Here is a 25,651-nt window from a genome sequence, read left to right as displayed (position 1 = left end):
GCGGCGCATCACGACCCCAACCAACGCTTACAGTAGCTATCCAGGTCGTACTTCCTGCGTATACCCTCGGCGCTCATGTAGCGTATCTTCCCAAAGACCGGACGCTCCTTCCATGGGTGGTCGTGCAGGCCGCCGATGGACCAGAGTATGCCCGCGTAGCCGTTGGGGTCCCCGCCGTCCACGGAGTACTTATCGTTGAGGTACACGCACATCTCCACCGCCTCCTCAGGGGAGCGGGACCACTCTAGCATCTTCTTCGCCCAGTACATGCGCATGTAGCCGTGGATCTTGCCGACCCTTCGAAGCTGCGTCTGGGCTGCGTTCCATGCCCGATCGTGTGTCCTGGCCTCCTCCCATTCCTGGAGGCTGTAGGTGAACTCTCTGGGATCTTCCCTATGCGCCTCCAGCGTCTGCCGCCCCCATTCCGGAGCCCCTTGCAGGCTCTTGTAGTGGGGGTTGTGCAGGCAGAAGTTGTCCGAGAGCTCCTTGCGGACTATCATCTCTTCCAGCAGCGCGTTCATGCCATCGTAGGCCGAGGGCTGGCCCGAGTGCTCGGCCAGCTTGGCCCTCTCCAGCAACAGGGGTGGCCGTCCAACGGCCTCGATCACCTGCAGCGCCACCCGTAGGCTGGAGATATGCCCGAGGTGCAGCCAGGGACTGAGGTCGCTCTGGAAATCCCGCCCGACGTCGTTGCGCAGCAGCGCGTAGTACTCCAGCTTCTCGTCGATGAACTTCTGCAGGTGTCGCCGGGCGGCCTTCTCTCCAGGGGGGTGTGCTATCCGGATGCCGCAGGCCGGCAAGCCGTGCACTATGTCCCTAGCCTGCTCGAAGCTCAGCGTCTCCAGGTGATCGGCGAGGCTGTAGGGGTGGCGGACGATTCGGGGAGGAGCCTCTAGGTATCGCCCCAGCAGCTTGTGCACCTTGGACCTCATGGTGTGGGCGGCCACCTCCTGCTTGTCGGACACCTCCCAGGCGGGGATCACGTTGTGGGCGTCTACGACGTGTGTGGACCCCTCGAACTCCCTTGCCAGCAGCTCGGCACGGGCGCGTGCCCCGCGCAGGGGGCTGAAGTCCAGGTAGACGCTGGCGGCATCCAGCTCTCGCAGAGTTGCCAGGGTGGTTCTGGAGGGCGAACCCTGCCGCAGTACCCAAGCTATGCCCAGCTCCTGCAGCCTGCGAGATACCTCCTCCAGCCCGTCCAGCATGAACAGGAAGTGCTCGCGAGACCTGCCACCGGGGCGTTCCCGCAGGACGAACAGCACCACGAGCGGTAGCCTGCGCTCCAGGGCCTCCCGCTGCGCCAGCAGGAGCGCGAAGTTGTCATCCACCCTCTGGTCGCGGCTCATCACGTAGACCATGCAAGAGCCCTTCCTGGGCTTTTGAGCGAGCGTCATGCACCTGGTAGCAAGTGTTGCGTCATCCACTACCTAGAGGTTATACGAGCCGGCTCAGGATAGCAAATGCCCGCCTACTGCTGCAAGCTCCTGAGGCGCTCCAGCTCAGCGCTCACGCGCGCCATCTCCTCGCCGCCGGACATCATGGCCTCGAGCTGTGCTGGGTCTACCTCTCGCCGTGTGTACGTCCCCATGCTCCGACCCCGGTTGAGGATGGTGAAGCGGTCCCCAACCGCGTAGGCGTGGTGCACGTTGTGGGTGATGAACACTATCCCCACCCCTCGTTGCCTGGCCTGGACTATGTAGCGGAGCACGATCTCCGCCTCGCGCACGCCCAGCGCCGAGGTGGGCTCGTCCAGCAGGAGCACCCGAGCTCCGAAGTGTATGGCTCGGGCTATCGCAAGTGATTGCCGCTCTCCGCCAGAGAGCGTGCCCACCGGCTGGGACGGGTCTCTGATGCTTATGCCTATCTTCTCCAGCTCCTCCCGGGCGACCCTGTCGGCGTACCTGAAGTCGAACCATCTGATCGGCCCGAAGCCCTTGGTGGGCTCCCTACCCAGGAAGAAGTTGCGCGTGATGCTCATCAGGGGCACCACCGCGAGGTCCTGGTACACGGTGGCTATGCCCTTGGACAGGGCATCTCGGGGCGAGCCCAGGCGCACTTCCTGCCCGTCGAGCAGCAGCCTGCCCTCGTCGGGTTGGTGCACTCCCGAGAGGATCTTGATCAGGGTGGACTTGCCTGCGCCGTTGTCTCCCAGTAGGCACATCACCTCTCCAGCCGCGACCTGCATCGAGACCTCCTGCAGTGCCGTCACGGATCCGAAGTACTTGGATACCCTGTCGACCTCCATGATGGCTTGCGAGCTCATCAGTGTGCCTCCGAAGCTGCCCATCTGCGCACGAACCGGTTGAACAGCACGGCCCCAACGAGCATGGCCCCTAGGAACACCTGGAACCAGTCGGTGTTGATGCCGGTGAAGAATATCCCCTGGCTGACCATCCCGAAGATGAGGGCTCCCAGCGCCGCTCCCACCGCGGATCCATAACCCCCCGTCAGGAGGGTACCTCCTATCACGCTGGCGGCTATCGCCTGGAACTCCAGGCTGGTGCCCCGTAGGACGTCGGCCGACCCGTACCTCAGCACCTGGATAATAGCCAGCAGCGCCGCGGACGTCGAGGTGGCCATGAACAGAGCGATCTTGACCCTGGCCACGGGCACGCCCACGTTGCGGGCAGCCACGGGGTCGCCACCGGAGCCGAATATCCAGTTACCGAAGGGGGTGCGTTGTAGCACCCAGGTGGCGGCGAGGGTCACGATCAGCCACCAGAAGATCGAGGCGGGTACACCCCAGGGCGTGCCGGTGAAAGCTTTGACCAGGGAGTTGCTTCCCACCTCCGCAGACACGCCGGAGACGACGGTCACGCCCGTCAGCAGCCTGGTGAAGCCCAGGGTAGCTCCCCTCAGCACGAACATGGTGCCCAGGGTTATGATGAAGGACGGCAGGCCGGTCCTGATCACCAGGTAGCCGTTGATGTAGCCGAGGAGCATGGCCACTCCCAGGGTGACGAGCAGCGCCGCCCACAGAGGCCAGCCGTACTTGGTGACGAGGATGGCCAGCAGCACGCCGGATGCGCCCACCATAGCCCCCACGGACAGGTCGAACTCCCCTGCGATCATCAGCAGCGCCACGGGCACGGTCACCAGCCCCAGTTGTGCTGCCACCTCCAGGTAGTTGAGGGTGCCCTCTCTGGTGAGGAACCCCCTGTTGCCCGCCACCAGCGAGAAGATGGCGAACACGAGCACGAGGCCGGCCACCGCTCCCAGCTCCGGCCTGGCCATGACCCTGCGAGCGATGCGTAGCCCGTGAGCGTATCTCTCGACCTGCTTGGTGGTTGCCTCCATGCCCCTACCTTATGCCCTGCTTGCTGAGCTCGATGACTCTTGCGGCGTTCTCCTTCGTGACGAACGCCGGGCCGGTCATCACCTGCCCCGTGGGGATTACCTGGTACTCGGCGTACTTGGTAAGGAACACGATCGGCAGGTACCCCTGCAGGTACTGCTGCTGATCTATCGCGAACAGCATCTTGCCGTCGGCTATCGCTTGCAGCACATCCGGTGACAGGTCGAAGGTGGCCAGCTTGATCTTGTCGTTGGGCCCGCCGGAGCCCAGCGCGGCCAGGGTGGGCGTGGATCCCAGCGGTCCCAGCGTCAGGATGCCGTTGATGCCCGGGTTCTGGGCTATGGCGGTCTTGATCTTGTTCTGGGCATCGGTGGGGTTGGACACCTCCACCCCGACGACCTTGACGTTGCCTCCGAGCCCTTTCTTGAAGCCGTCGCAGCGCTGGTCAAGGCCCACGTTGCCTACCTCGTGGTTGATGCAGAGCGCGGATGTAACCCCTGCCTTCTTCATCTGCTCGCCGGCGCCTACCCCCGCCTCGAACTCCGACTGCCCTATATGCACCAGCGCTCCGAACTGTTTGCTGACGTCGGCTCCGGAGTTGATGGACACCACGGGTATGCCGGCCTGGACGGCCTTGGTGATGGAGTCCCGCAGCGCGTCAGCGTCGGGGATGGACACCACCAGCCCGTCGGGCTTGGAAGCCACCACGGCGTCTATGAGCTGGCTCATCTTGACCATGTCGAAGGTCTCGGGAGCCCTGTACTCCACCTTCACGCCCATCTCCTTGGCGGCGTCGTCCACTCCTCGCTTCACCACCGACCAAAACGGGTCCGCGGCCGTGCCGTGTGTGACCACCACTATGCGTATGTTGCTGCGGCTCTTCCCCGTGCTGGGTTGGCTGGCCGGGGTGTTGGTGCTGGAGGTGATCGTGGTCGAGATCGCGGATGGTGTCCCGCTCACCCCTCCTCCGCAGCCGGCCAGCACGAGCATGGCGATCAGACATAGGATGCCGTATAGCTTGCGCTTCTTCAATGCCTTACCTCCCTCTGCGTCCGAAGTTATAACCCCTCGCGGCGGGTATGATAACACCTCACGGGATATTGTCAATAGCCGTAGCGTCTGTACCTTCCCAGGGGTAGCCGTTGCAAAAACCCGCCCCTTTGATCCATACTTTTGGAGGGATTCATCGTCTCTCATCATCAATCTCTAGGAGGTGTGCATGTTGTCTCAAGCTATAGCACCCAGAAGGACCCTCGTGGACGCCCTGCTCCAGGGCAGCAGCCTCCTCTATCACCTGTTGGTGGTGGTGGCCGGCAGCCTGTTGATGGCGGCGCTCGCGCAGGTCTCGATCCCGCTGCCCTTCACGCCCGTGCCCATAACGGGGCAGACGTACGGCGTGCTGTTGATAGGTACGCTGCTGGGCAGCCGCAGGGGAGCCCTGAGCATGCTGCTCTACATAATAGAGGGAGGCATGGGCCTGCCCTTCTTTGCTCAGGGGGCTTCGGGCTGGGCGAAGCTGCTGGGGCCGACCGGGGGCTACCTGGTGGGCTTCGTCCTGGCGGCCTACGTCATCGGCTGGATGGCCGAGCGTGGGATGGACCGCAGGATGTGGACCGCGCTGGTGCCGATGTTGGTCGGCGAGGTGATCATCTTCGCCTGCGGTGTGTCCTGGCTGGCGCACTTCGTGGGCTGGGATAAGGCCCTGCCGCTGGGGCTCTACCCGTTCATCCCGGGCGATGTCATCAAGACCCTGTTGGCGGCGCTGACCCTGCCAGCGGGCTGGAAGCTGCTTGGTCTCTGGGGGCGGGAGTAGCTCCCGCCCTACCTCTTGCTGGGGTCGTACCTCTCGCCGCGGGCGTTGACCCTCACGAACGGGGGCTCGACCCCCTGCTCCACCAGCTTGCCGTACCTGTGGGGGCGGCGGAAGGCGTTGTTCCACACCTCGCGCTCCCGATACTCCCGGATCTCGTCCAGGTCGAACTGCGCCAGGTACACCCCCTCGGCCTCGCCCGCCAGGACCACCGTCGTGTCCTGGGATCGCCCATGCGCATCGAAGGCCACAGGATGGTAGGCACACGAGTGCCCGTTCATCTGCGGGGCCGCGTAGTTGGCCATCGCCACGGCGACCGAGTTCTCGAACGCCCTCACCTTGAACTGTGACAGCCTGTGCTCCTCCAGGTCGCAGGCGTTGGGGGTGAGGATCACCTCGGCGCCCTCGATCATCAGGATGCGCGCGCTCTCGGGAAACTCCCGGTCGTAGCAGATCATGGCTCCCAGCCTGACCTCACCCTCCCTCGTCTCGAGGTCGCATGCGTAGAAGCCCTCGCCAGGGGTGGTGCACCACTCGGGGAGCCCGAAGTCGCAGGTGTGCACCTTCGCGTAGGTCATCAGGATCTCGCCTCGTCGGTCTATGATCGACACGACGTTGCGGGGGGCGGGCTCCCATGCCTGCAGGTAGGTGAGCGCTATCGCCATGTCGAGCTCCTTGGCCAACTGCCTGAAGTGCCGCACGAAGGGGGAGTCCTCCGTCACCGCCAGCGACTGCCAGCGCCTTATGTGCTCCGCCAGCGCCTCCTCGGGATCCTGGCTGCCCGCCGTCCAATAGCGGGGTGCCCTCCACACGTCGTGCATGACGTTGACCTGCTGCTGGCCTTGGGGCAGCGGGGGACGGCTGAAGGTGTAGCCGATGTTCCACATCTCGGGGAAGAGGGCCAGGTCTGCTCCCATGGCCGCGGCCCGTCGGCAGAAATCCTCGCCCTTGCGCAGGTTGCCCTCCTGGTCCTCCCCGCAGGATGCCATCTGCAGCAGCGCTACTCTCAGGTACATAGCTTCTTCACCATCCTCTCGCGATCCATTCCTCCAGGTAGGGGCGCTCGTTGCCTATGGTGGTGGGGTCGCCGTGGCCAGGCAGCACCTGCGTATCGTCGGGCAGCACGAACAGCTTGTCCTGGATGGAAGCGATGATCTGGTCGAACCTGCGCCTGTCCCCGTAGGTGTTGCCGGGACCTCCGGGGAATAGGGTGTCGCCGGAGAGCAGGTAGCCCGGCGCGTAGAAGCAGACGCTGCCCGGGGTGTGCCCCGGGGTGTGGATCACCCTGAGCGAGAGCGCCCCCACCTCGATCTCCATGCCGTCCTGCAGCTCGATGTCCGGCTTCACCGGCAGCCGGGAGGCGTCCAAGGGGTGCGCGGCCACGGGCACGCCCAGCAGGCGAGCCAGGTCCTCGAGCGCGTCCACGTGGTCCTGGTCGCCGTGGGTGATGAGGATGGAGGACACCTGTACGCCGGTAGCCTCCCGGGCTATGCGGGAGGCGTCGTCCGAGGCGTCCACTACGACGCCCCTGCGCGTCTCCCGGTCCACCACGATGTACACGTTGTTGTCCAGCGGTCCTAGGCGGATGCACCTCACGTCGATCTCCGGCATACAGGTTCCTCTCAGTGCGTGTTTGTGTGTAGTATAGATTATCTCTTTGTCGGAGGTGCAAGAGTCATGCCCACCAACACCTTCCTGGAGGAGGAGATCTACAGCCAGCCCAAGGTGCTCTCCTCACTGCTGGAGTGGGAGCTGGAGAGGGTCGAGGGGATCACGGGCGAGATACCCGAGTTCAACTACGTGGTCATAGCCGCCAGGGGATCGTCCGACCACGCCGCCACGTACGCACAGTACGTGTGGAGCTCGCTCGCGGGCTTCCCCGTGGCCCTGGCCACCCCATCCCTGTACACGCTGTACCAGACGCCCCCCAGGCTGGACGGCGCGCTGGTGGTGGGGGTGTCGCAATCCGGGCAGTCGCCTGACATAGTGGCGGTGCTCGAGGAGGGCAGGCGGCAGGGCCGCCCCACGCTGGCGATCACCAACGCCCCGGACTCGCCGCTGGCGAACACTGCCGACTGGGTGATCCCCATCCACGCCGGACCCGAGAGGAGCGTGGCGGCGACCAAGACCTACACGGCCCAACTGCTGGTGATGGCGCTGCTGGGGGCGCTCTGGAGCGGCAGCCGGACGCACCTGGAGGAGGTCAAGCAGATACCGGCCGCTGTGGCGAGAGCGCTGGAGATCTCCGACGAGGTGTCGCGCCGTGCCGAGCGCTACAGGTTCATGGAGCAGTGCGTGGTGATCGGCAGGGGCTTCAACTACGCTACGGCGTTCGAGCTCGCCCTCAAGCTCAAGGAGCTGACCTACGTGATGGCCACGGCTTACTCCTCGGCAGACTTCCGCCACGGCCCGATAGCGACCGTCCACCAGGGTCTGCCGGTGATAATGATCATGCCCTCTGGCCGGGCGTTCGGCGATGTGCTGGAGCTGGCGCGGGACCTGCACTCCTACGGCGCCGAGCTGCTGGTGATCTCGGACTCGAAGGACGCCAAGGGGTTGGCCAACGTGTACTGCCCGCTGCCCGAAGGCGTGCCCGAGTGGCTGAGCCCGATAGTCTCCATCCTGCCGGGGCAGCTGCTGTCGCTGCACCTGGCACAGGTGAAGGGTCTGGACCCGGACTCCCCAAGGGGCCTGACCAAGGTCACGCGCACCAGGTGATCAGCCCTGCTGGCGGGATCGCATCTCCAGCTCGCGCAGGTAGAAGATCACCTCCTCTATGGCTCCCAGGGGGTCGAAGCGCGCGGTGCCGCCGTCGTCCGTGCTCACCTCCCCGGAGTGCAGCGCTCCCTGGCGGATGGCCCTCACGGCGAACTCTAAGGTGTCGGCGAGCTCCCATAGCTCGGGCAGTTGGTCTCTGGCCATCTTCTTGCTCCATGTAGCTGTTACAGCTTCATGATACTACAGGCGTGCTTTTTGAGGTATCATGGAATAGTAACTATAAATTAGTGACTAATATATAAGAAGTGAGTGTTGGCATGGAGATAGGGATATACACTTTTGGCGAGCGGACCGTTGACCCCGAGACGGGCCAGCTTATATCTCCCCAGGAGCGCATGCGGCGCCTGCTGGAGGAGGTGGAGCTGGCTGACCAGGTGGGTTTGGACGTGTTCGGGGTGGGGGAGCACCATCGGCCGGACTACATCGTCTCCGCGCCCGCGGTGGTGCTGGCGGCCGCGGCGGCCCGCACCCGGCGCATCCGGCTGACCAGCGCCGTGAACGTCCTGAGCTCGGACGATCCGGTGAGGGTGTTCGAGCAGTTCGCGACGCTTGACCTGGTGTCTGGAGGCAGGGCCGAGATCATGGTGGGTAGGGGTTCGTTCGTGGAGTCCTTCCCCCTGTTTGGGTACGACCTGCGGGACTACGATGCCCTGTTTGAGGAGAAGCTGGACCTGCTGCTGCGCCTTCGGAGCTCCGAGAGGGTCACCTGGCGCGGGAAGTTCAGGCCACCCCTGGAGGACCTGGGGGTGTACCCGAGGCCGGTGCAGGATCCTATCCCCGTGTGGGTCGCGGTGGGTGGCACCCCCCAATCGGCCGTGAGGGCGGGCATGCTGGGGCTGCCGATGGCGCTGGGGATCATCGGGGGCATGCCGGAGAGGTTCGCGCCCCTGGTGGAGCTGCACAGGATGGCCGCCAGGCGCGCTGGGCACCCGACGCCCAGGCTCAGCATCAACTCCCACGGCTTCCTGGCGGATAGCTCGCAGGCCGCGGCGGAGATAGCCTTCCCCGCCTTCAAGGCCCAGATGGACCGCATAGGCCGTGAGAGGGGATGGCCGCCGATGACCCGCGAGCAGTTCGAGTTCTCGCGGTCCCTGCGCGGGGCGGACTTCGTGGGGAGCCCCCAGGAGGTGGCCGAGAAGATCCTCTTCCAGCACGAGATCTTCGGGCACGATCGCTTTCTCCTGCAGCTCACGGTGGGCACCCTGCCTCACAGGCAGGTGCTGCGGGCGATCGAGCTGCTGGGCACCGAGGTGGCTCCGGTGGTGCGCCGTGAGCTGGCGGGGAAGAGCCCTGCCCAGCCCTCCGGCGTCCCAGGGGAGGGCTAGGAGTAGATCGCGCCGATCACGTAGGGCACTACCTCGGGCACGCCGTGGGCTATGATGGGCGCGAGCACTCCGCCGGAGAGCTCGCGCAGGTACCCCAGCAGCAGCCCCGCCGCGAAGGTCCAGAGCGCCCAGGCCCATCGCGATGGGTCCGCGGCGACCAGGGGGTGAGCTAGCCCAAACAGCAGCGCGGCGGCGAGCAGCCCCGGGCCAAAGCTGACCTTCCCCAGGCACCAGGGCCTGCCCCAGATCTCGTTCAACCTGCCCTGGACGTAGCCCCTGAAGAACACCTCCTCGCCGATCCCCACGAACGCCAGGGGGTAGAGCACCGCTCCTGCCAGGGGGGTGAAGCGCCACGCCAGCGCCATGACCCCTGCTGAGGTCAGCATGACGCCGACCACGAGCAGCAGGGCCCGAGCGCTCCCTGCCAGCGGAGGCTGGGGACTGTATACCCTCAGAAGCAGCCACAGGAGCGGGGCGCTGACCGCGTACGTGACGCATAGGATCAGCGATCCGAGCAACGCCTGGGGTGATGATCCCAGGAGTATGATGATCGGGAAGGCCACCCCGTAGGCTGGGCCAAAGATGAGCAGCGAGGTGAGCCCCAGGTCCAACTGAGGCATCGGCCGGGAGAGCGAGACGCCAGGGACCCGGAAACCCCTCCCCATGAGCACGCCCGCCAACCCCGGCAGGAGCACCAGCAGCAGGAGCTGCGGCAGTACCGGATATCCCAGCGTGCGTACCTGCCAAAGGTTGATCCCCTCCCAGCGCCTCATAAGCCACGCTAGCGCCACCACCAGGGCGAAGAGCAGGGCCACCTCGGCGGTGGCCAACCACCTCTCCCCTCCTCTCGCCATGCAAGCACCTCCCAGCAGGATTCATTGCATGATAGCAGAAGCCTGTTTCTAACGGAATTCTTACCTTCTAGGATGGAACCTTCAGCCTCGTTTCGAGTCGTATCTATCGGTGACATTTTTCGCTGGAGGTTGTATGCATGCGGCGAATGGTTTTGCTGTTGTTGGTCGTCTCGATGCTCATCACCGGCTGCAGCGGTCCCTGGCACCACGTCAGCCGCAACAACGGCAGGTCCCGGAAGGAGGGCGAGGTCGAGCAGGAGGAGCCCCAGGCTATCTCCACCGGCATAGCCGCGGGGTCGGGCAGGAGAGGTAAGCTGAAGAGGGAGCCGGTATTCGCGCGTCCCACCGAGCAGCCTCCCACCGCCGTGGCTTCTGCCCCCAGTAATCCCATAGTGCGGGAGAACAGGCTGCCCGGCACTCAGAGCTGGAAGCTCTCGCACCTGGACGCCGTCAGCGAGCGCGAGCTGGGTATAGGTCCCTCCGTGAGTGCCAAGGTGGCCGACGACGTCCACAAGCAGATCAAGGGCTACGCCTCCGCCACCAGCGTCAACCTGGGACAGGACATCACCTTCTACGTCACCACCAACCCGCCGCAGCCCTTCACCATCACGGTGTACAGGATCGGCTGGTACGACGGCAAGGGGGGCAGGTTGGTAGCTCACTCGGGCAAGCTGCAGGGGAGGTCACAGCCTGAGTGCCCCTTGGATGCTCGCACCGGGCTGATCGAGTGCCACTGGCAGCCTTCGTGGAGGCTTCACGTGCCCACCAGCTGGGTGAGCGGCTACTACCTGGCCAAGCTCACCAACTCCCAGGGCTACGATAACTACGTACCGTTCGTGGTGCGGGATGACGCCAGCCACTCCGATCTGCTGGTGCAGGCGCCCTTCACCACTTACGAGGCGTACAACGACTACCCTCGCGACCATCGCACCGGCAAGAGCCTCTACGAGTTCAACAGCTACGGCCCCAACACCATCTCCGGCACCACCAGGGCCGTGGAGGTGTCTTTCGACAGGCCGTTCGATTCCACGGGCGCCGACCACTTCCTGCAGTGGGACGTGTACTTCATCACCTGGGTCGAGAGGATGGGATACGACGTCACCTACTCCACAGACGTGGACACCCAGGAGAGGGGCGACCTGCTGGAGCACCACAAAGCCTTCATCAGCATAGGGCACGACGAGTACTGGTCCCGCCGGATGCGGGAGAACGTGCAGAGGGCCAGGGATGCGGGCGTGAACCTGGCGTTCTTCGGAGGCAACGACGTCTTCAGGCACATCCGCTTTGCTCCCTCCAGCTCCGGCGTGCTCGACAGGATAATCGTGTGCTACAAGAGCGCCAGGCTAGATCCCGTCAAGGGCAAGGGCAGCACGGTCAACTGGCCCAACCCGCCGGTCAGCGAGCCCGAGCAGACGCTCATAGGGCTCAACTACGGTGGTATGGACAAAGGGGGAGCGGACTACGTGGTAACTCATGCTGACGACTGGGTTTACGCCGGCACCGGCTTGCACGACGGGGACAGGGTGCGCGGCCTCGTGGGCTACGAGTACGACACCTTCGACCCCCATGCGCCCATGCCGCCTCATCGCTCGTACACCCTGCTGGCGGACTCTCCCATAGTCAAAGATGGGAAGGTGGTGGGGCACGGCAACACCAGCATCTACCAGGCGCCCAGCGGTGCGTGGGTGTTCGATGCCGGCTCCATATGGTGGGGTTGGGGACTGGACAAGCCCGGGGTGGCCGATCCCCGCATCGAGCGCATGACGGCCAACATCCTCAACCGTTTCGCCGCCTCTCGCGCACGCTGAGGGCTGGTATAATGGCATCTCAATCTGACGGGAGGTACGATATGCCGATCAAGCTGGGGTGGTGGGGATAGCCACCCGGGATATGGCTGCTTCTCTGGCTTTCTACCGCTTGCTGGGGCTACCCCTGCCCGAGGGGCAGCCCCTGGAGCCGCACGTGGAGCTGGACCTAGGGGGTGTATACCTCTGCTGGGACTCGATCGAGCTCCTGCGGGAGGTCTACCAGGGCTGGGAGGAGCCTCGAGGCCACAGGATAGAGTTGGCCTTCGAGTGCTCCTCCCCGGACGAGGTCGATCAGCTCTACGAGCGCGTCGTCTCCGGCGGCTATGAGGGTCACAGGGAGCCATGGGATGCCTTCTGGGGCCAGAGGTACGCCGTGCTCCGGGACCCGGACGGCAACCTGATCAGCCTGTACGCTGCAATGTAAAACACCTCACCTACCGGTGGTGAAGCGCACCTGCCCCCTGACGGGCCTGCCCCACCGATCGTACACCTGGTAGTACAGGGTGTACCAGGTGTTGGGGCTAAGAGCGTTGACCGGTCGCAACGAGACGCTGGTGGTGTAGGGATCGGTGGGCTCCACCACGTCTATCGCCACGTTGGTGCCGTCGGATCTCCTCAGGCCGAGCCCCACGGCCTGCCAGTAGCTGCCAACGGCGCTGTTGGGGACCAGGGTGTAGCTCCGCAGCCCCCTCTCGAAGTAGAGCTTGATGGTGGGGGTGAGCGCCACACCAGTGCTGCCGTTGGCTGGGGAGCTGCTCCTCAGGTTGCCCTGAGGGGGCTGGGTGGTGAACGACCAGGTGTAGCTGAAGCTGCGCTCGTCGCTGGTGCTGCCGGTGGGCGAGTAGAAGCCTCTGAAGGTCACGCGGTAGGTGGTGCTGTGGTCGAGCGGGTCCTTGGGGATGAAGCTCAGGCTGGTAGACCACCTGTGGAAGTCGTCGTTCTGCGGGCTCAGCCTGTAGCCTGGGATGGCCTTGCCGTCGCTGACGCGCACCATCTGGATGGAGGTGTAGCGCACCGTGCCCCTGTACCAGGTGATCGACACGGGGTAGCCGGTGGGGAAATCTCCCCCAAACTGTGCCACCGGGTTGGGGGACTCGCCGTTCAAGTAGGTGCCCACCCCCCGCTGGTTGGGCCTTGGCCATCGCACCATTGGTCCCGTCCGCGAGTAGTCGGTGCCGAAGTCCATCACCTGCGCGGATTCGCCAGCCTTGTAGTACACGCCGTAGCCTATGTTCTCCGTGCGGGGGCTGATGATCGCGAAGCGGTGGTAGATCGCTGCCATCCACCACTGTACGGCGTTGTCCACCCCCACGTACGTGCGCGTGCCCACAGCTCCCTCGGAGCTCCAGCGGATGTTCTCGGAGATGGACGAGTTGCTGTAGCCGAACAGCCTGGCTCGGCCGTAAGGGCTGTAGGCCACGTAGTAAGGGCTGTTCTTTTGGGTCTCGTAGTGGTCCATCTCGCCGGTCTCCAGCATGTACACCGCGTGCTTGCGGGCGGCGGTGTTGAGGGCGGTAGTGGCGGTGACTGCTGGCAACCCCACGGATTGCCTGTAGCGGTTGACCTCGCTCACAGCCCGAGCCTGCTCGTCAGCTATCGATACCCCGGCGAGGGCGGCGCGGGGTGCCAGGAGAGCCAGGAGCGCCAGGCAGAGCGACAAGCACAGATATACCCTGTTGATCATCAGACATCCCTCCATGTATAACGAGCCTCTTAGGTGCATCGAGGCACAAATAAAAACTTATATATCGCATTATCGCACAAACTGCACATAACTACTATACGTAAACATCATGAAACTTGACTTAATATCTCGTATCGAAGGATGAAGGAATGTTAATGCTGTCGTAGGGTGTTGAGCTCCCGCTCAGGCGTTGGGATATAATGGTGCTATGTCTGCGCACAGTCAACGATCCAGCCGCGCCGGCAGCGATGGGGACTTAGCGGCCCTGGAGCAGGCTCCCTACGCGGAGCCCGCGATTGCCTCCCCCTCGCTCGAGGAGCGCAGCACGGTACAGGCCCCGCAGGGGACTTTTGCTTCGCTGCATCTGCCCGAATATCGCTTGTTCTTCTTCGCCGCGCTCATCAGCAACTCGGGGATGTGGATGCAGTCGGTGGCCCAGGGCTGGCTGGTGGTGACGCTCTCGAGGTCCGAGTTCTACGTGGGCCTGGTGGGCTTCTGCGCCACGGTACCCAACCTCTTCCTGTCGCTGCTTGGGGGTGTGCTGGCGGACAGGGTGGACAAGCGCTGGCTGCTGATCGTTAGCCAGGTGCTGTTGGGGGTGATTGCGGGGGCGTTGGGCCTGCTGATATTCGTGGGGCGCATCCAGCTATGGCACCTGATGCTGCTGTCCTTCCTGTCGGGGGTGGTGGGGGCGCTGACCAATCCCGCATTTCAGGCGATAGTGCCCGAGATCGTGGGCAAGCGGTACCTGATGAACGCCATAGCCTTGAACTCGGCGCAGTTCAACCTCACGAGGATCCTGGGCCCCACTATAGGGGGAGCCCTTCTGAACCTGCTGGGCACGGCCGCGATGTACTTCGCCAACGCCCTCAGCTACTTTGTGTTCGCCCTGGCCATGTACGTCATCCGCCCGAAGTACCCACCGCAGCACCGGGCGGCGTACTCCGATGGGATCGTCAACTCCCTCCTGGCTGCGTGGAGGTACGTGTGGTCCCACGGGCTGATGCGCGTGGTGGTGCTGCTGGCTGTGGTGCAGACCGTATTCCTCTTCCCATACACCACGCTGCTGCCGGTGTTCGCCAAGGAGGTGCTGCACGCGGGTGCGATGGGCTACAGCATGTTCCTGACGGCGATGGGGGTGGGGGCGTTCATCGCCGCGCTGATGCTGGCCAGCATCGGGGACACCCCCCACAAGGGCAGGTTGATGATCACGGCGCAGCTGGTGTTCGCCGCCGCGGTGACGGTGTTTGCTGTCTCCAGGTGGCTACCGCTCTCGATGCTGGCGCTGCCCTTCGCTGGCTGGGGCATGGTGACCTACATGGCCACGGGCAACACCCTGCTGCAGGCGATAGTCACCGACGACATGCGGGGCAGGGTGATGAGCATCTGGGTGCTGGCGGGCCTGGGGATGATGCCGGTGGGGAACCTGCTAGCCGGAGCGCTGGCGGCGTGGCTCACCCCCACCATCGCGCTCGTGCTCGGGGCGATAGTCACGGTGATCCTGACGCTCCTTGCCGTCCGGTGGGAGCCTTCTATGATGCGCCCTCAGGTGTTCACTCCTGAGAGCTAGCTGCCTCCTGGCCCCTGGAGAGCTGCAGGTACTTCTGTATCTGGGAGAGCAGCGAGTCCAGGTCGAAGGGCTTGGGGATCACGCCGGCGCAGCCCATCTCCAGAGCCTGCTCCTTGCTGACCGTGTAGGCGGTGAACACTACGGTGGTGACCCTCGGCCCCGCGCGCTCACATCCCAGGCGCAGGCTGTCGATCGCCGCCTGGGGGTCGTCTCCCTCGGAATCCAGCAGGAAGAGGTCGGCGCCGTGGAGCTCGATGTGCTCCAGCGCCTCGGTTAGGCTCTCCGGGACCACGACCTCGTAGCCCTCCTCCCGGAGCACCATGCTCACGAACTCCCGAATATCGGGGTTGTCCTCAAACAGCACTATCTTCGCGGACAAAACCTTCCCCCAGCACGGCCCTCGCGGAAAAACAGCAAATCCTATATCATGGAGAAAGCAACACCAACAAACACAGCTTGATGGCTATGTTCTTGCTGTGTAATCTCGAGTAGCCTGGTATTAGAGATACTCAATGTATAAAAAAGTACACTCTAGTTCTAAATAGTACAGGAAAGGCCGCGGCCTGTCAATACGCTTTGGTCACGATTAGTTGGAAGTGAGCTGATGGAGAGTCCGGAGAAGGATCTGCTAGGGGTAGAAGAGGTGGCCCAGTACCTGGGGGTGCGCCCTGTGACCATCTACCGGTGGTGCAGGGAGGGGCGGCTGCCGTGCGTGAAGCTGGGGAAGGTGTGGCGCATACGCCGCTCCTCCCTCGAGGAGTTCATCCGCGGCAGGGAGCAGGCGCGCACGCTCACGGGATTCCTCAACTCCTTCATCCGCACCCCCGATAGGCTGGTCGCGGTGGTGGGCAGCCAGGAGCTGATGCACAGGGTCGACGCTGCCTTCTTCCAGGTGGGGGAGGCTCGGGGGGCGTTCCTAGCCAAGTTCTACGTAGGTGAGGACATCAACGCCGACCAGCTCCGTGCCGCCTATACGCGCTTCGGCCTGGACGTCCGTCGGCTCGAGCATGAGGGCAGGATGATCTTCGTGCGGGAGCTCGACCCGCTGCACGGACGGGCCAGCACGCTCAAGCGCGTGATAGACGAGAAGAGCGAGCTGGGCATGCCCATCTGGGGCAGCTTTGACTGGACGGAGGATGTGGACCTCGACACCGCCCTCAGGCAGCAGGAGGACCTGTCCAGGTCCACCGGCAACAGGGAGCTGGTGCTCAAGACCGCCGTGCTGTCGGAGGTGGTGGAGTCCTGGCCGGCTCGGGACAGGCTGCGCATGGAGGAGGCTTTCGACGGGGTGATATGGGCCACCGATGATCATGTCCACCTCACGCGCATAGTGCCCCTACCCCATGAGTAAATATCCTCGTCAGGCACCAATAGATCTTATGGAGCGTGACAGGGTACGGGGTGATGTCGAGGCATTGCTGCTGCATGCTTGCAAAGGCTCCGAAGTAAGACTACGTGGCTCTCTTGCCCAGGGCGTGGCCGATGCGTATAGCGACATAGACCTACTGTGGGTGGTGCCTGATGAAAGATTCGATCAATGCTTGGCTATGCTCCCATCTATCCTGTGGCGCGTTCATCCGGTCGAATCCCTGAGATATGATCCTGACTTGCAGCGCTCGCGCAAGCGCCGGTTAGTATTCGTTCGCTTTGCAGGCTTGCCGCTCTTCTGGAGGCTGGACCTCGAGGTGCGAGCGACCTCTGTTGCGGGCGATGAGAGTTACGACCTGGGAAACCCCGAGGCTAGGGGAGAAGACTGGGACTATGTCGAGAGTGCACTAGCCAACGCTGTGGCGGCTATAAAGGCAGAGCTGAGAGGTAGACATTCCGAGGCAGCCCATCTATTGGCCAATGGATTTCAGAAGGTGGGCCTGACCCCTCCCCAGGAGGCGGACTTGGGCCCTGCGCTGCGCACACTACTTGACCATGTGGAACGGACATCACCTAGGCACACGGCGCTTACGCGTGCCGTACGCATCCTGGCAGAGGATAGGTGCTGGTGAGAGCCCTGTGAGGACTGCCGAGACATATAATTGCTTGCTAAGTATCTTGTGGATCTCCCCGCATAATGCCTTCTACCAGGTGTGACCTTGGCGTCTAGCTGTGTACATCTGCCCATCTTGTGGCAAGGTCCTCACGCTAGACATCCAGCAGCATGTACCAGGTGTACTTAGTCCTGTCTATAAAGGGATGGACGAACTGATTTTGGTAGTTGCCCCTGATCTAGGCACAAAGGTGTTCATCCGGCTCCAGTTTGACTATTCCAAGAATTCTCTAGTCCTTGCCAAGGAAGGATGTATCTAAGGCATTCCGAGATCCTAAAAAGTTAACTTCTGACATATAGATCAGGGACTTTTTTCGTATGTTGCGTGGAAGGGTTTAAGTAAGTATGTTGGCCAACACATAGCTGGGGATTAGAGCATCTAATCCCCAGCTATGTAGGTCTAGTTAGTGGCCTCGGAAGGCCTCCTCGAGCCATTCGGCGACCACATCGGGGACGACCTTGGCGTCCACCAGCATGGCTCCCTCGGCCTCCGCTTCCAGCCACTGCCCGACGGCCTCCAGGTCCTCGAGCTTGCGCACGGTCACGCCTCGGATGCCCACGGCCTCGGCCAACGGCGCGAAGTCGAAGTCCGGGAAGCGGACGATGTCCAGCGGCGCGCCCTCGGGACCGAAGTGGTGCACCTCGGCGCCGTAGGCGGAGTCGTTGTAGATCACGATCAACATGTGCAGCCCCAGGCGCGCGACGGTCTCCAGCTCGGAGAGCCCCATCAGCGCGCCGCCGTCCCCCAGAGCGGCCACGGTGAGCCTGTCGGGACGGGCGATGGCGGCGCCTATCGCCGTAGCCAGGCCCAGGCCGACGGATTGGTAGGCTTGGGTGAACACGAAGCCCTGGGCGTCCGGCACCCGGATGTACATCGCGGGGTAGCCCATGAAGTGGCCGGAGTCGGTGACCAGCACCTTCTCCTCGGGCAGCATCTCGTCGAGCGCGCGGGATAGGGTGCGAGGGTCGATCTGCAGCTCGCTGCTGCGGTCCTCGTACGGGGCCCGCTGCCAGCAGCCCTCGGCCAGCTTCCTGGCGACCTCATCGGTCCTCCATCCCTGGCGAGAGATGTCGTGCCCCAGGAGCTCTCGCAGGAGCTCGAGGGCGGTCTGGCGGGCGTCGCCCAGCACTGCGATGTCCACCCTGTGGTGGTAGCCCAGTGCCTGGGGTTCATGGTCGACCTGCACGACCGTAGCTCCCGGGTTGATGAGCTTGCCGTGCCGGGTGGTCCACATGTTGAGCGAGGCGCCGAAGGCCAGCACGAGGTCGGCGCTAGCGATGAGCTCGGCGGCAGCTGGCGAGGCGAAGCCTCCCGAGATGCCCACGTACCAGGGGTTGCCGGCGAACAGGCCGTTGGCCGCCGCGGACGTAGCCATTAATGCCCCCACCTGCTCTCCAAGCGCCTCCAGCGCGTCCCTCGCTCCGGAGATCACGGCCCCTCGGCCGGCGATGATCAGCGGCCTCTGGGCGGCCTCCAGCGCGTAGAGGGTCCTCGTCACGGCCTCCCCTGAGGGTCGGGCCGGATAGATCGGCGCGATCGGTGGGATGCTCACCTTCCCCTCGAAGGGGGCTGACTGCACGTCCAGGGGCAGCATGAGCACCACAGGGCGCCTCTCCACCTGTGCCCTCCACCAGGCGCGCACCGTGTCCTCCACCACCGTGGCGGGGCCGTGCACCCGCTCAGCGATGGCGCCCACGGAGCGCACGAGACCCTCCTGATCTATCTTGAAATTCGAGTGGACGGCCGCTCCCGCCGTGTCCGCCGCGAGCAGCAGCAGGGGGGTGCGGCTCTTGACGGCCTCGGTCAGGCCCGTCATCGTGTTGGTCAGCCCGGGACCCTGGTGGACGGTGCACACTCCCACCAGTCCTGTGAGGCGGGCCCAGGCGTCGGCCATGGTGATGGCGCCACCCTCGTGGCGGGCCGGGATGAACTGGGCACCCCACTCGCAGAGGGCGTTGCTCACGTGGAAGTTCCCGCTGCCGATGAGACCGAAAAAGACCTTCACTCCTAGATAGGTCAGTGTCTCAGCTACCGCGTCGTAGATCTTTCTCTCCACCTGACTACCTCTCCACCAGCGCAAGCACTCGAGCAGGGCTTCCGGTCCCACCTACTATCGGCAGCGGTGCGACGATCAGCAGCGCGCCCTTCGGGGGCAGCTTGGACAGGTTGGCCAGCTGTGTGAGGCCGTACTTGCCCGCGCCCAACAGGAAGGCGTGGCAGGGGAAAGGCGGGTCGAACGACCCCGCCAGGCCCGCGTCGGTGCCCACGGTCTCCACGCCTATGCCCACGATCGGCACCTCCTCCGCGAGCCACTTGGCGCACTCCACCGATACCCCGGGGGTGTGGGAGCCGCTCTCATCGACGTTGAGGAACGCCTTGGGGTCTCCTGCCCTGGCGTCCCAGCCGGTGCGGAACAGTAACCAGGAGCCCCGGGGTATGGGGCCGTGCTCCTGCTGCCACTGTTGGATGTGCTCTACCTCAAGGAGGAAGTCGGGGTTCTCGGCGCACTCCTTGCTCTTATCTATCACCACGGCAGGAGCCACCAGGTGGTGTACCGGCACCTGCGACACGTCCAGGCCGTCCTTGCCGGTGATCCAGTGTATGGGCGCGTCGAAGTGCGTGCCCACGTGCTCCCCCAGCGAGAGGTCGTGCCAGAACCATGCCGGGCCCTTGTCATCGTACCTGCTGACCACCCGTCGTGTGAAGCTCTGGGTGTTGGCAAAAGGTGGGGGCAGCTGGATGACCGGTGTGTTCTCCGAGAGGGGCGAGGTGAGATCGATCACCTCCACGCTCCCCCCTGACAGGCTATCGACAAGCTGTTGCAGTAAGGACATACCATCCTCCTAGAAGGTGTTGATGCTAGAGGGCATGATAGAGATGCATCGGTATGGTGTCAAGAGCTGTCCAGGATGGCGGAGGCTAGTACCCCAGGAGATCCTGTAGCTCCCTCTCGGACTGCTTGCTGAGGGGCACCATCGTGCCCGCCGGGTCGTCCAGCTGCAGGGTGAAGCTGTTGCGGGTGTACTGCACGACGGACCTGACCCGCTGCAGGTTCACCAGGTAGGCCCTGTGGGCCCTGAAGAAGCCTCTGCCGGCCAGGCGCCGCTCCAGCTCCTGCAGCGTCATCTGGGTGTACGCCTCGTCGGTGTCCGTGCGCAGGATGGTCTGCCCCTCCTGCGTGGTGATGTACAGCACGTCCGCGGGGTCCAAGAAGACGATGTGGTCGCCCCTGCGCCCAGGTATCCTGTAGGGGACGTGCTGCTCACCGACCGCGTTCGAGGCGTTGGCTCGGGCCACCACCCTGCCGCCCGCGAGCTCCACCACCTGGGTGCAGAGCTTGCCCGCCCAGGAGACGTCCTCCTCCGCTATGACCGTTATGCCCCCCTCTGCGGCTCGCTGCCTCAGCAGCTGGGACAGCAACTCCCTGGTGTCGAAGTCGGTGCGCAGCGAGGGCTGGTCCAGGAGCAGCAGCTTCGGCCTTATCGACAGGGCGCGGGCGATCGCCACGCGCCGCCTGCGGCTGGCGGGGAGTTTGCCCACCTGTGTGTTGGCCTGGTCGTCCAGCCCCAGCAGCCCTATGGCCTCCATCGCCTGCCGGGGCGGGGCAGCGTGCAGCCTGCAGGTCATGAGCACGTTGGCCCTCACGCTCAGGCGATCGTACAGGAGGTCTTCCTCGAACACGATGCCGATCTTGGACCGGGCGCTCGGGGAGCGGTGCACGTCCTCGCCATCGAGCAATACCTTGCCCCTGCTGGGGGGCACCAGCCCCCCCAGCAGGTGTATGAGCAGGGTCTTGCCGCTGCCTCCGGGCCCGGTCACGGCCAGCACCTCACCGTCGGCGAGCTGCAGGGAGTCGATCGCCAGCACGGTGCGGCCTCCATCTATCTTCTCGAGCTGTGCCACGCAGAGCATCTGCTTCCCCAGGGCGTTAGTGCATTATTCTAGCACAGCCTCGGAGCCGCTCCTCTCACCGTCCTACGTGAGCCTCTCGTGCCCCGGATAGAGCCTTTCGGCGCTCCTTTGTGGCTCCAGCATCTTGGGAGTCCTACACTAGCGGTAGTAACAGCGTTGGGAGGTGGCTAATGGAGGCAGATCTCGCTATACGTGTAAGGGGCGTGGTGCGCTGCTTCGGCACAAATCGCGCCCTGGACGGCGTCAGCTTCGAGGTGCGTCGGGGGGAGATATTCGGTCTATTGGGCCCGAACGGGGCCGGCAAGACCACCACCATCCGGGTGCTCACCGGCCAGATAGCTCCGCAAGCCGGGGAGGCGCTGGTGGCCGGTTGTGACGTAGTGCGCGACCGGACACTGCTGCAGCGTCGGATAGGGGTGGTGTTCGAGGAGCAGCTGCTCTACGAGCGCCTGTCGGCTCGGATGAACCTCGAGTTCGCCTGCGGCCTGTACGGGGTCGATCCCAGCAGGGTGGACGAGGTGCTGGAGCTGGTGGGCCTGAGGGACCGCGCCAAGGATAAGGTCTCGAGCTTCTCCAGCGGCATGAGGCAGAGGCTGATGATAGCGCGGGCGCTGATCCATCGTCCGGAGGTACTCTTCCTGGACGAGCCCAGCAGGGGTTTGGATCCAGCTGCGGCCGCGGTGGTGCACGCAGCCGTGCTCGAGCTCAAAAGGTCGGGCACCACCATCCTGCTCACCACTCACTACATGGAGGAAGCCGAGAAGCTGTGCGATCGCCTGGGGTTCATAGTGAGGGGGCGCGTGGTGGCCGTCGGCACGCCCCTCGAGCTGCGCCTGCGGCACGCACAGCCTCGGATGCGGGTGCTGCTGGACGAGGACCTCAAGGAGCGGGTGTTGGACCTGGACAATCCAGGGCAGGTGGGCCAGCTGATGAGCTGGATAGCTGGGGGGCGCGTGCGGTCGGCGCACACGATGGAGGACTCCATGGCGGATGTGTTCCTGCGGGTGGCTGGTGCTAAGCTAGAATGATCGATCCGGAGGTGTGGGTATGAACTCGCGCGCGATCCTGGCGATAGCCAGAAAGGACGTCCTGGAGGTGCTGCTCAACAAGCAGCTGCTGATAGTGGTGCTGATGATACCGATCATGTCGGCCTTCTTCCTGTTCATGGGCAGGATTATAGGTCGGGAGACTGTGACTAACTTGCTGGTGTACGACCCGGATTACAAGGGTGCCGATGCGGGCCTCGTGGGCGTGGTGTCTCAGGGGTTTGGCGACGTCAAGGTGACGCTCGCGGACTCGCCAGAGGATGTCGCCAGGGCGTTTGGCCCGGACCGCGACGGCTCCTACGCGGTCGGCCTGGTGGTGCCAGGGGGCTTTGAGGAGTCCCTGCGCGCCGGAGAGCGCCCGATCGTCCGTCTCTACCTGAACGGGGATGAGGTGGGGGAGTCCCGGGCACAGCTCCTGCAGGCCGCCCTAGTGAACTACGCGAGGGGTCTGCTGGCGCCGGATCCCGTCCGGATAGAGGCTCAGGTGGTCAACCCTCCGCGCTCCAGCCCCGTGGCGGACATCAACAAGTTCTACCTGGTCACCGCCCTTGCCTTCTCCTTCGTGCTGGGGTCCATGCTGGCGCCCTGGCTGCTGGTGGAGGAGGTCGAGAAGAAGACCATCAAGGTGCTGATGGTATCACCGGCTTCGTGGTGGGATATAGTGCTGGCCAAGGCGCTCGTGGCGGGCACCTACCAGTTGGCCATGTCCCTCCTGGTGCCGGTCATCATGTGGCAGGAGGTCGCGCACCTGCCGTGGTTGCTGCTGTTCATCCTGGGTGGCACGCTCTTCAGCGTGGCCCTTGGGCTGCTGATAGGCGGCATCCTGCGCTCGCAAGGGGCGGTGCAGGCGTTCTCCGGGATGAGCGTCTTCGCCTACATGCTACCGGTGTTCCTGGCCAACCCGCTGCTACCCACAGCTCAGGGGGACCTCGGGCGCTGGATCCGGGTACTGCCAACCTACTGGCTGACGGACGGCATCTCGGCCTCCGTGCTGCAGAGTCCGTCGGGGGGCGCCCGCCTGGTGGTGGATCTCCTGATCTCGCTGGGGTTTGCCCTATTGTTCGGGGTGGCCGCCGTGCGCTACATGAGGCGACAGGCGGAGGTGGCCGCTGCGCTGTAAGCGGCCACCTACAAGACGGCCTCGGCATCGCGCGCCAATATATTGACAAACGTCGATATTTGGGCTAGCATGACCTAAGCGAGGACGTTATGGAGCACGCGGCTACTGGGCAGGACGATCGGGAGTGCATCTGCGTGGGGGGTGATCCCCAGAGCTTGCTGGAGCGGGAGGAGCTCGAGCAGGAGGCATCCCTGCTGCGCGCCCTGGCCGACCCCACCCGCCTGGGCATACTCAAGCTCTTGGCGGCAAGCGACCGACCGGTGTGCGTCTGCGAGCTGGTCGACAGGTTCCCCTTAGGGCAGCCCACCATCTCGCACCACCTGGGCGTGCTGCGCAAGGCCGGGCTCGTGAGCGCCTACAGGCAGGGCACGTGGATGTACTACCAGATCCAGCGGTCCAGGGTGAGGGACGCCCTCGCATGCCTGGGGGAGCTCGTATCCGTGGACGAGTGAGGCGCATTTTGTGGCTCCCTATATCGATGTTTATCGATATAGTGTCCGTGTTTGGAGCTCCCGTGACTACTACTGAAAGGAGGTGCGCCATGTACGATAGCTGTTGTGACGACGGCTGTTGCGGCGGATGCTGCCCGCCCTGCTGCTAGGCACGCGCTCGCTGCCGGGCCCGCGGACGCGCGCCATTAGAGGAAAAGCGTCCGCGGGCCTTAGCTGCTGGACGGGGGGTTTTCCTGCTATCATCTAGAGAAGGTGCGTCCTGTGATAGGAGGGTCGTTGGATGGATCCTGGCTTCATAGACCGGTTGGGAGGGCTGAGGGGGGCGATCGGACTCCTGGTCCTGATAGTGGGCCTTGGAGCCCTGCTGGGGATAACCATCTCTCTAGGGCTCAGCAAGTGGTATCCGGGCATCAGGTCCGGGGGAGGGGAGCTCGTGACCGTCATCATCACCTGCTTGCTGGTGACCCTGTGGGTGCTGGGAGCAGTGAGAAGATAGATTAGGAGGGTGCTCTTGGGCGAAGGTGTAGTACTATTTCTGCTTGCGATGTTCCTGGGTTACGTGTATGCCTTCGTCGGGGGGTTCACCGATGCCGCCAACGCGATCGCGACGTCGGTGGGCACCAGGGTGCTCTCTCCCAGGGCCGCGGTCATCATGGCTGGCGTCTGCAACCTGCTGGGAGGCATGACCGGCACGGCCGTGGCGGTGACTATAGGTAGGGGTATAGTGGATCCGGACGTGCTGACGCTGCTGACGGTGGTGGCCGCGTTGGGAGGGGCTATGTCCTGGAGCCTCATCACCTATCGCTTCGGGATACCCGTGAGCGAGACGCACGGCCTGGTTGGCGGGTTGGTGGGGGCCGGCGTGGCGACCGCTGGGCTGGACGTGGTGCAGTGGCAGGGGGTGACGAAGGTGCTGCTGGCCATCTTCACCTCCCCCAGCCTGGGTTTCATCGGCGGGATGCTGCTCATCACGCTGATCTACTGGCTCTGCAGGGGCATGGGAAGAAGGCAGGCCAACAGGCTCTTTGGCCATCTGCAGAGGCTATCGGCGGCGTACATGGCCTTCAGCCATGGGAGGAACGATGCGCAGAAGCCCATGGGCGTGCTCGCGCTGGCGATGACGTTGCACTTCGGCTGGGAGGAGCTGGTCGTGCCGCTGTGGGTGGCGGCGTCCGCCGCCACGGTGGCTGCGATAGGTACGGCTTATGGCGGCTGGCGCATCATACGCACCATCGGTATCAAGATGGTGGACCTCAAACCAGTTGAGGGCTTCGCCGCGGAGGTGTCCGGGGCTTCCGTCATCCAGGTGGCCTCGGAGCTGGGCATCCCCATCAGCACCACGCACGCGATCACCTCGTCGATAGTCGGCGTGGGCGTCACGCGCAGGACCACCGCGGTCAGTTGGGGGCTCGCGGGCAATATCATGCTCTCCTGGATGCTGACCGTGCCGGCCACGATGGTGCTAGGGTGGCTGTACCTGGTGGTGTTGCGATCGCTGCTGAGCTAAGGAGGAGAGACATGTCTGAACGTCGATCTAGGGTCCTGTTCCTGTGCACTCACAACTCGGCGCGCTCCCAGATGGCCGAGGGTTGGCTGCGCCATCTGGCTGGAGACAGGTTCGAGGTCCACAGTGCCGGCACGCAGGCGACCCGCGTGCAGCCCCTGGCGATAGAGGCCATGAGGGAGGTGGGAGTGGACATATCGGGACAAGAGAGCAAGACGCTGGATCGCTACCTAGGGGAGAGGTGGGACTACGTGATCACGGTGTGCGATCGAGCCAGGGAGGCATGTCCCTTCTTTCCGGGGGCTGCGCGGAGGCTGCACTGGTCCATCCCCGATCCCTCGCAAGCTGGTGGGAGCCAGCAGGAGAGGATGAGGGCCTACAGGCTGGCCAGGGACATGCTCAGGGAGAAGATAGAGTCCGAGCTCCTGGCTGGGTCGGAGGGCTAGGAGCC

28 protein-coding genes are annotated in these 25,651 nt (G+C 64.2%); 14 read left to right on the top strand and 14 right to left on the bottom strand.

What is annotated here, in order from left to right:
- Nucleotides 1-8 precede the first annotated feature (8 nt).
- From TTER_RS13540 to TTER_RS13525, 4 genes are all read right to left on the bottom strand, one after another.
- Nucleotides 9-1,358, bottom strand: a complete 1,350-nt coding sequence (locus TTER_RS13540; RefSeq protein ID WP_012876612.1) for a deoxyribodipyrimidine photo-lyase — start codon at nucleotides 1,356-1,358, stop codon at nucleotides 9-11.
- 110 nt (nucleotides 1,359-1,468) lie between these two features.
- Nucleotides 1,469-2,263, bottom strand: coding sequence for an ATP-binding cassette domain-containing protein (locus TTER_RS13535; protein ID WP_012876611.1), 795 nt, complete (start codon nucleotides 2,261-2,263; stop codon nucleotides 1,469-1,471).
- Nucleotides 2,263-3,297: an ABC transporter permease gene (locus tag TTER_RS13530; protein ID WP_012876610.1), complete on the bottom strand. Its 1,035-nt coding sequence runs from the start codon at nucleotides 3,295-3,297 to the stop codon at nucleotides 2,263-2,265. The genes TTER_RS13535 and TTER_RS13530 overlap by 1 nt, the downstream gene beginning before the upstream one ends.
- Before the next feature lie 4 nt (nucleotides 3,298-3,301).
- Nucleotides 3,302-4,327 carry a sugar ABC transporter substrate-binding protein gene (locus tag TTER_RS13525; RefSeq protein ID WP_012876609.1) on the bottom strand — a complete coding sequence of 342 codons (1,026 nt, stop codon included), beginning with the start codon at nucleotides 4,325-4,327 and terminating at the stop codon, nucleotides 3,302-3,304.
- Nucleotides 4,328-4,514: 187 nt separating this feature from the next.
- On the opposite strand from TTER_RS13525, the gene TTER_RS13520 reads away from it, so the two are divergent.
- Nucleotides 4,515-5,108 carry a biotin transporter BioY gene (locus tag TTER_RS13520; RefSeq protein ID WP_012876608.1) on the top strand — a complete coding sequence of 198 codons (594 nt, stop codon included), beginning with the start codon at nucleotides 4,515-4,517 and terminating at the stop codon, nucleotides 5,106-5,108.
- Between the two features lie 8 nt (nucleotides 5,109-5,116).
- On the opposite strand, the gene TTER_RS13515 is transcribed toward TTER_RS13520, so the two are convergent.
- Nucleotides 5,117-6,121 carry a carbon-nitrogen hydrolase family protein gene (locus TTER_RS13515; protein WP_012876607.1) on the bottom strand — a complete coding sequence of 335 codons (1,005 nt, stop codon included), beginning with the start codon at nucleotides 6,119-6,121 and terminating at the stop codon, nucleotides 5,117-5,119.
- A 7-nt stretch (nucleotides 6,122-6,128) separates the two neighbouring features.
- Nucleotides 6,129-6,701, bottom strand: coding sequence for an MBL fold metallo-hydrolase (locus tag TTER_RS13510; protein ID WP_241215258.1), 573 nt, complete (start codon nucleotides 6,699-6,701; stop codon nucleotides 6,129-6,131).
- 39 nt (nucleotides 6,702-6,740) lie between these two features.
- Between TTER_RS13510 and TTER_RS13505 the strand changes: the two genes are divergently transcribed.
- Nucleotides 6,741-7,823 carry an SIS domain-containing protein gene (locus tag TTER_RS13505; protein WP_241215257.1) on the top strand — a complete coding sequence of 361 codons (1,083 nt, stop codon included), beginning with the start codon at nucleotides 6,741-6,743 and terminating at the stop codon, nucleotides 7,821-7,823.
- Here TTER_RS13505 and TTER_RS13500 read toward each other — a convergent pair whose 3' ends face one another.
- The gene (locus tag TTER_RS13500; RefSeq protein ID WP_012876604.1) at nucleotides 7,824-8,027 is read right to left on the bottom strand and encodes a hypothetical protein; all 204 of its coding nucleotides are present in this window, start codon (nucleotides 8,025-8,027) and stop codon (nucleotides 7,824-7,826) included.
- A 113-nt stretch (nucleotides 8,028-8,140) separates the two neighbouring features.
- On the opposite strand from TTER_RS13500, the gene TTER_RS13495 reads away from it, so the two are divergent.
- The gene (locus tag TTER_RS13495; protein ID WP_012876603.1) at nucleotides 8,141-9,208 is read left to right on the top strand and encodes an LLM class flavin-dependent oxidoreductase; all 1,068 of its coding nucleotides are present in this window, start codon (nucleotides 8,141-8,143) and stop codon (nucleotides 9,206-9,208) included.
- On the opposite strand, the gene TTER_RS15140 is transcribed toward TTER_RS13495, so the two are convergent.
- On the bottom strand, nucleotides 9,205-10,062 hold the full coding sequence (locus tag TTER_RS15140; protein WP_012876602.1) for a CPBP family intramembrane glutamic endopeptidase: 858 nt from the start codon (nucleotides 10,060-10,062) through the stop codon (nucleotides 9,205-9,207). The genes TTER_RS13495 and TTER_RS15140 overlap by 4 nt on opposite strands.
- A 137-nt stretch (nucleotides 10,063-10,199) precedes the next feature.
- Here TTER_RS15140 and TTER_RS13485 point away from each other — a divergent pair, with 137 nt between their 5' ends.
- Together TTER_RS13485 and TTER_RS13480 are read left to right on the top strand one after the other, a co-directional pair.
- The gene (locus TTER_RS13485; protein ID WP_012876601.1) at nucleotides 10,200-11,870 is read left to right on the top strand and encodes a N,N-dimethylformamidase beta subunit family domain-containing protein; all 1,671 of its coding nucleotides are present in this window, start codon (nucleotides 10,200-10,202) and stop codon (nucleotides 11,868-11,870) included.
- A gap of 58 nt (nucleotides 11,871-11,928) precedes the next feature.
- Nucleotides 11,929-12,294 carry a VOC family protein gene (locus tag TTER_RS13480; RefSeq protein WP_012876600.1) on the top strand — a complete coding sequence of 122 codons (366 nt, stop codon included), beginning with the start codon at nucleotides 11,929-11,931 and terminating at the stop codon, nucleotides 12,292-12,294.
- A 6-nt stretch (nucleotides 12,295-12,300) separates the two neighbouring features.
- Here TTER_RS13480 and TTER_RS13475 read toward each other — a convergent pair whose 3' ends face one another.
- The gene (locus TTER_RS13475) at nucleotides 12,301-13,554 is read right to left on the bottom strand and encodes an Ig-like domain-containing protein (protein ID WP_012876599.1); all 1,254 of its coding nucleotides are present in this window, start codon (nucleotides 13,552-13,554) and stop codon (nucleotides 12,301-12,303) included.
- 208 nt (nucleotides 13,555-13,762) lie between these two features.
- On the opposite strand from TTER_RS13475, the gene TTER_RS13470 reads away from it, so the two are divergent.
- Nucleotides 13,763-15,124: an MFS transporter gene (locus tag TTER_RS13470; RefSeq protein ID WP_012876598.1), complete on the top strand. Its 1,362-nt coding sequence runs from the start codon at nucleotides 13,763-13,765 to the stop codon at nucleotides 15,122-15,124.
- Here the strand turns inward: TTER_RS13470 and TTER_RS13465 are convergent.
- Nucleotides 15,108-15,503: a response regulator gene (locus TTER_RS13465; RefSeq protein ID WP_012876597.1), complete on the bottom strand. Its 396-nt coding sequence runs from the start codon at nucleotides 15,501-15,503 to the stop codon at nucleotides 15,108-15,110. The genes TTER_RS13470 and TTER_RS13465 overlap by 17 nt on opposite strands.
- Before the next feature lie 225 nt (nucleotides 15,504-15,728).
- Here TTER_RS13465 and TTER_RS13460 point away from each other — a divergent pair, with 225 nt between their 5' ends.
- Nucleotides 15,729-16,475 carry a helix-turn-helix domain-containing protein gene (locus TTER_RS13460; protein WP_012876596.1) on the top strand — a complete coding sequence of 249 codons (747 nt, stop codon included), beginning with the start codon at nucleotides 15,729-15,731 and terminating at the stop codon, nucleotides 16,473-16,475.
- On the top strand, nucleotides 16,468-17,124 hold the full coding sequence (locus TTER_RS13455; RefSeq protein ID WP_148212034.1) for a nucleotidyltransferase domain-containing protein: 657 nt from the start codon (nucleotides 16,468-16,470) through the stop codon (nucleotides 17,122-17,124). Before TTER_RS13460 ends, TTER_RS13455 begins: the two co-directional genes overlap by 8 nt.
- 445 nt (nucleotides 17,125-17,569) lie before the next feature.
- Here the strand turns inward: TTER_RS13455 and TTER_RS13450 are convergent, their stop codons facing one another.
- The 3 genes from TTER_RS13450 to TTER_RS15135 form a co-directional block, all read right to left on the bottom strand.
- Complete coding sequence (locus tag TTER_RS13450; RefSeq protein WP_012876594.1) at nucleotides 17,570-19,222, bottom strand: thiamine pyrophosphate-binding protein; 1,653 nt, start codon at nucleotides 19,220-19,222, stop codon at nucleotides 17,570-17,572.
- A gap of 4 nt (nucleotides 19,223-19,226) precedes the next feature.
- Nucleotides 19,227-20,000: a cyclase family protein gene (locus tag TTER_RS13445; protein WP_012876593.1), complete on the bottom strand. Its 774-nt coding sequence runs from the start codon at nucleotides 19,998-20,000 to the stop codon at nucleotides 19,227-19,229.
- Between the two features lie 85 nt (nucleotides 20,001-20,085).
- Nucleotides 20,086-21,078, bottom strand: coding sequence for an ATP-binding cassette domain-containing protein (locus TTER_RS15135; RefSeq protein WP_012876592.1), 993 nt, complete (start codon nucleotides 21,076-21,078; stop codon nucleotides 20,086-20,088).
- Nucleotides 21,079-21,248: 170 nt separating this feature from the next.
- On the opposite strand from TTER_RS15135, the gene TTER_RS13435 reads away from it, so the two are divergent.
- The 3 genes from TTER_RS13435 to TTER_RS13425 all read left to right on the top strand — a co-directional run bounded on the left by TTER_RS13435 (nucleotide 21,249) and on the right by TTER_RS13425 (nucleotide 23,696).
- Entirely contained in the window at nucleotides 21,249-22,106 is an 858-nt protein-coding gene (locus tag TTER_RS13435) for an ABC transporter ATP-binding protein (RefSeq protein ID WP_012876591.1), read from the top strand.
- A 19-nt stretch (nucleotides 22,107-22,125) separates the two neighbouring features.
- Entirely contained in the window at nucleotides 22,126-23,244 is a 1,119-nt protein-coding gene (locus TTER_RS13430) for an ABC transporter permease (protein WP_012876590.1), read from the top strand.
- Between the two features lie 89 nt (nucleotides 23,245-23,333).
- On the top strand, nucleotides 23,334-23,696 hold the full coding sequence (locus tag TTER_RS13425) for an ArsR/SmtB family transcription factor (RefSeq protein WP_012876589.1): 363 nt from the start codon (nucleotides 23,334-23,336) through the stop codon (nucleotides 23,694-23,696).
- Nucleotides 23,697-23,765: 69 nt separating this feature from the next.
- On the opposite strand, the gene TTER_RS15905 is transcribed toward TTER_RS13425, so the two are convergent.
- Nucleotides 23,766-23,939, bottom strand: coding sequence for a hypothetical protein (locus tag TTER_RS15905; RefSeq protein ID WP_169302706.1), 174 nt, complete (start codon nucleotides 23,937-23,939; stop codon nucleotides 23,766-23,768).
- A 37-nt stretch (nucleotides 23,940-23,976) separates the two neighbouring features.
- Here TTER_RS15905 and TTER_RS13420 point away from each other — a divergent pair, with 37 nt between their 5' ends.
- The 3 genes from TTER_RS13420 to TTER_RS13410 are packed head-to-tail and all read left to right on the top strand — an operon-like array spanning nucleotide 23,977 to nucleotide 25,646.
- Nucleotides 23,977-24,192, top strand: coding sequence for a hypothetical protein (locus tag TTER_RS13420; RefSeq protein WP_012876588.1), 216 nt, complete (start codon nucleotides 23,977-23,979; stop codon nucleotides 24,190-24,192).
- A 15-nt stretch (nucleotides 24,193-24,207) separates the two neighbouring features.
- The gene (locus TTER_RS13415) at nucleotides 24,208-25,203 is read left to right on the top strand and encodes an inorganic phosphate transporter (protein WP_012876587.1); all 996 of its coding nucleotides are present in this window, start codon (nucleotides 24,208-24,210) and stop codon (nucleotides 25,201-25,203) included.
- A gap of 11 nt (nucleotides 25,204-25,214) precedes the next feature.
- Complete coding sequence (locus TTER_RS13410; RefSeq protein WP_012876586.1) at nucleotides 25,215-25,646, top strand: arsenate reductase ArsC; 432 nt, start codon at nucleotides 25,215-25,217, stop codon at nucleotides 25,644-25,646.
- Nucleotides 25,647-25,651 lie beyond the last annotated feature (5 nt).

The sequence above is a fragment of the Thermobaculum terrenum ATCC BAA-798 genome (genome assembly GCF_000025005.1).
In the GTDB taxonomy this organism is placed as follows: Bacteria; Chloroflexota; Chloroflexia; order Thermobaculales; family Thermobaculaceae; genus Thermobaculum; species Thermobaculum terrenum.
The sequence above is the reverse complement of the archived record's forward strand: the minus strand, read 5'-3'. Positions and strand labels throughout refer to the sequence as shown.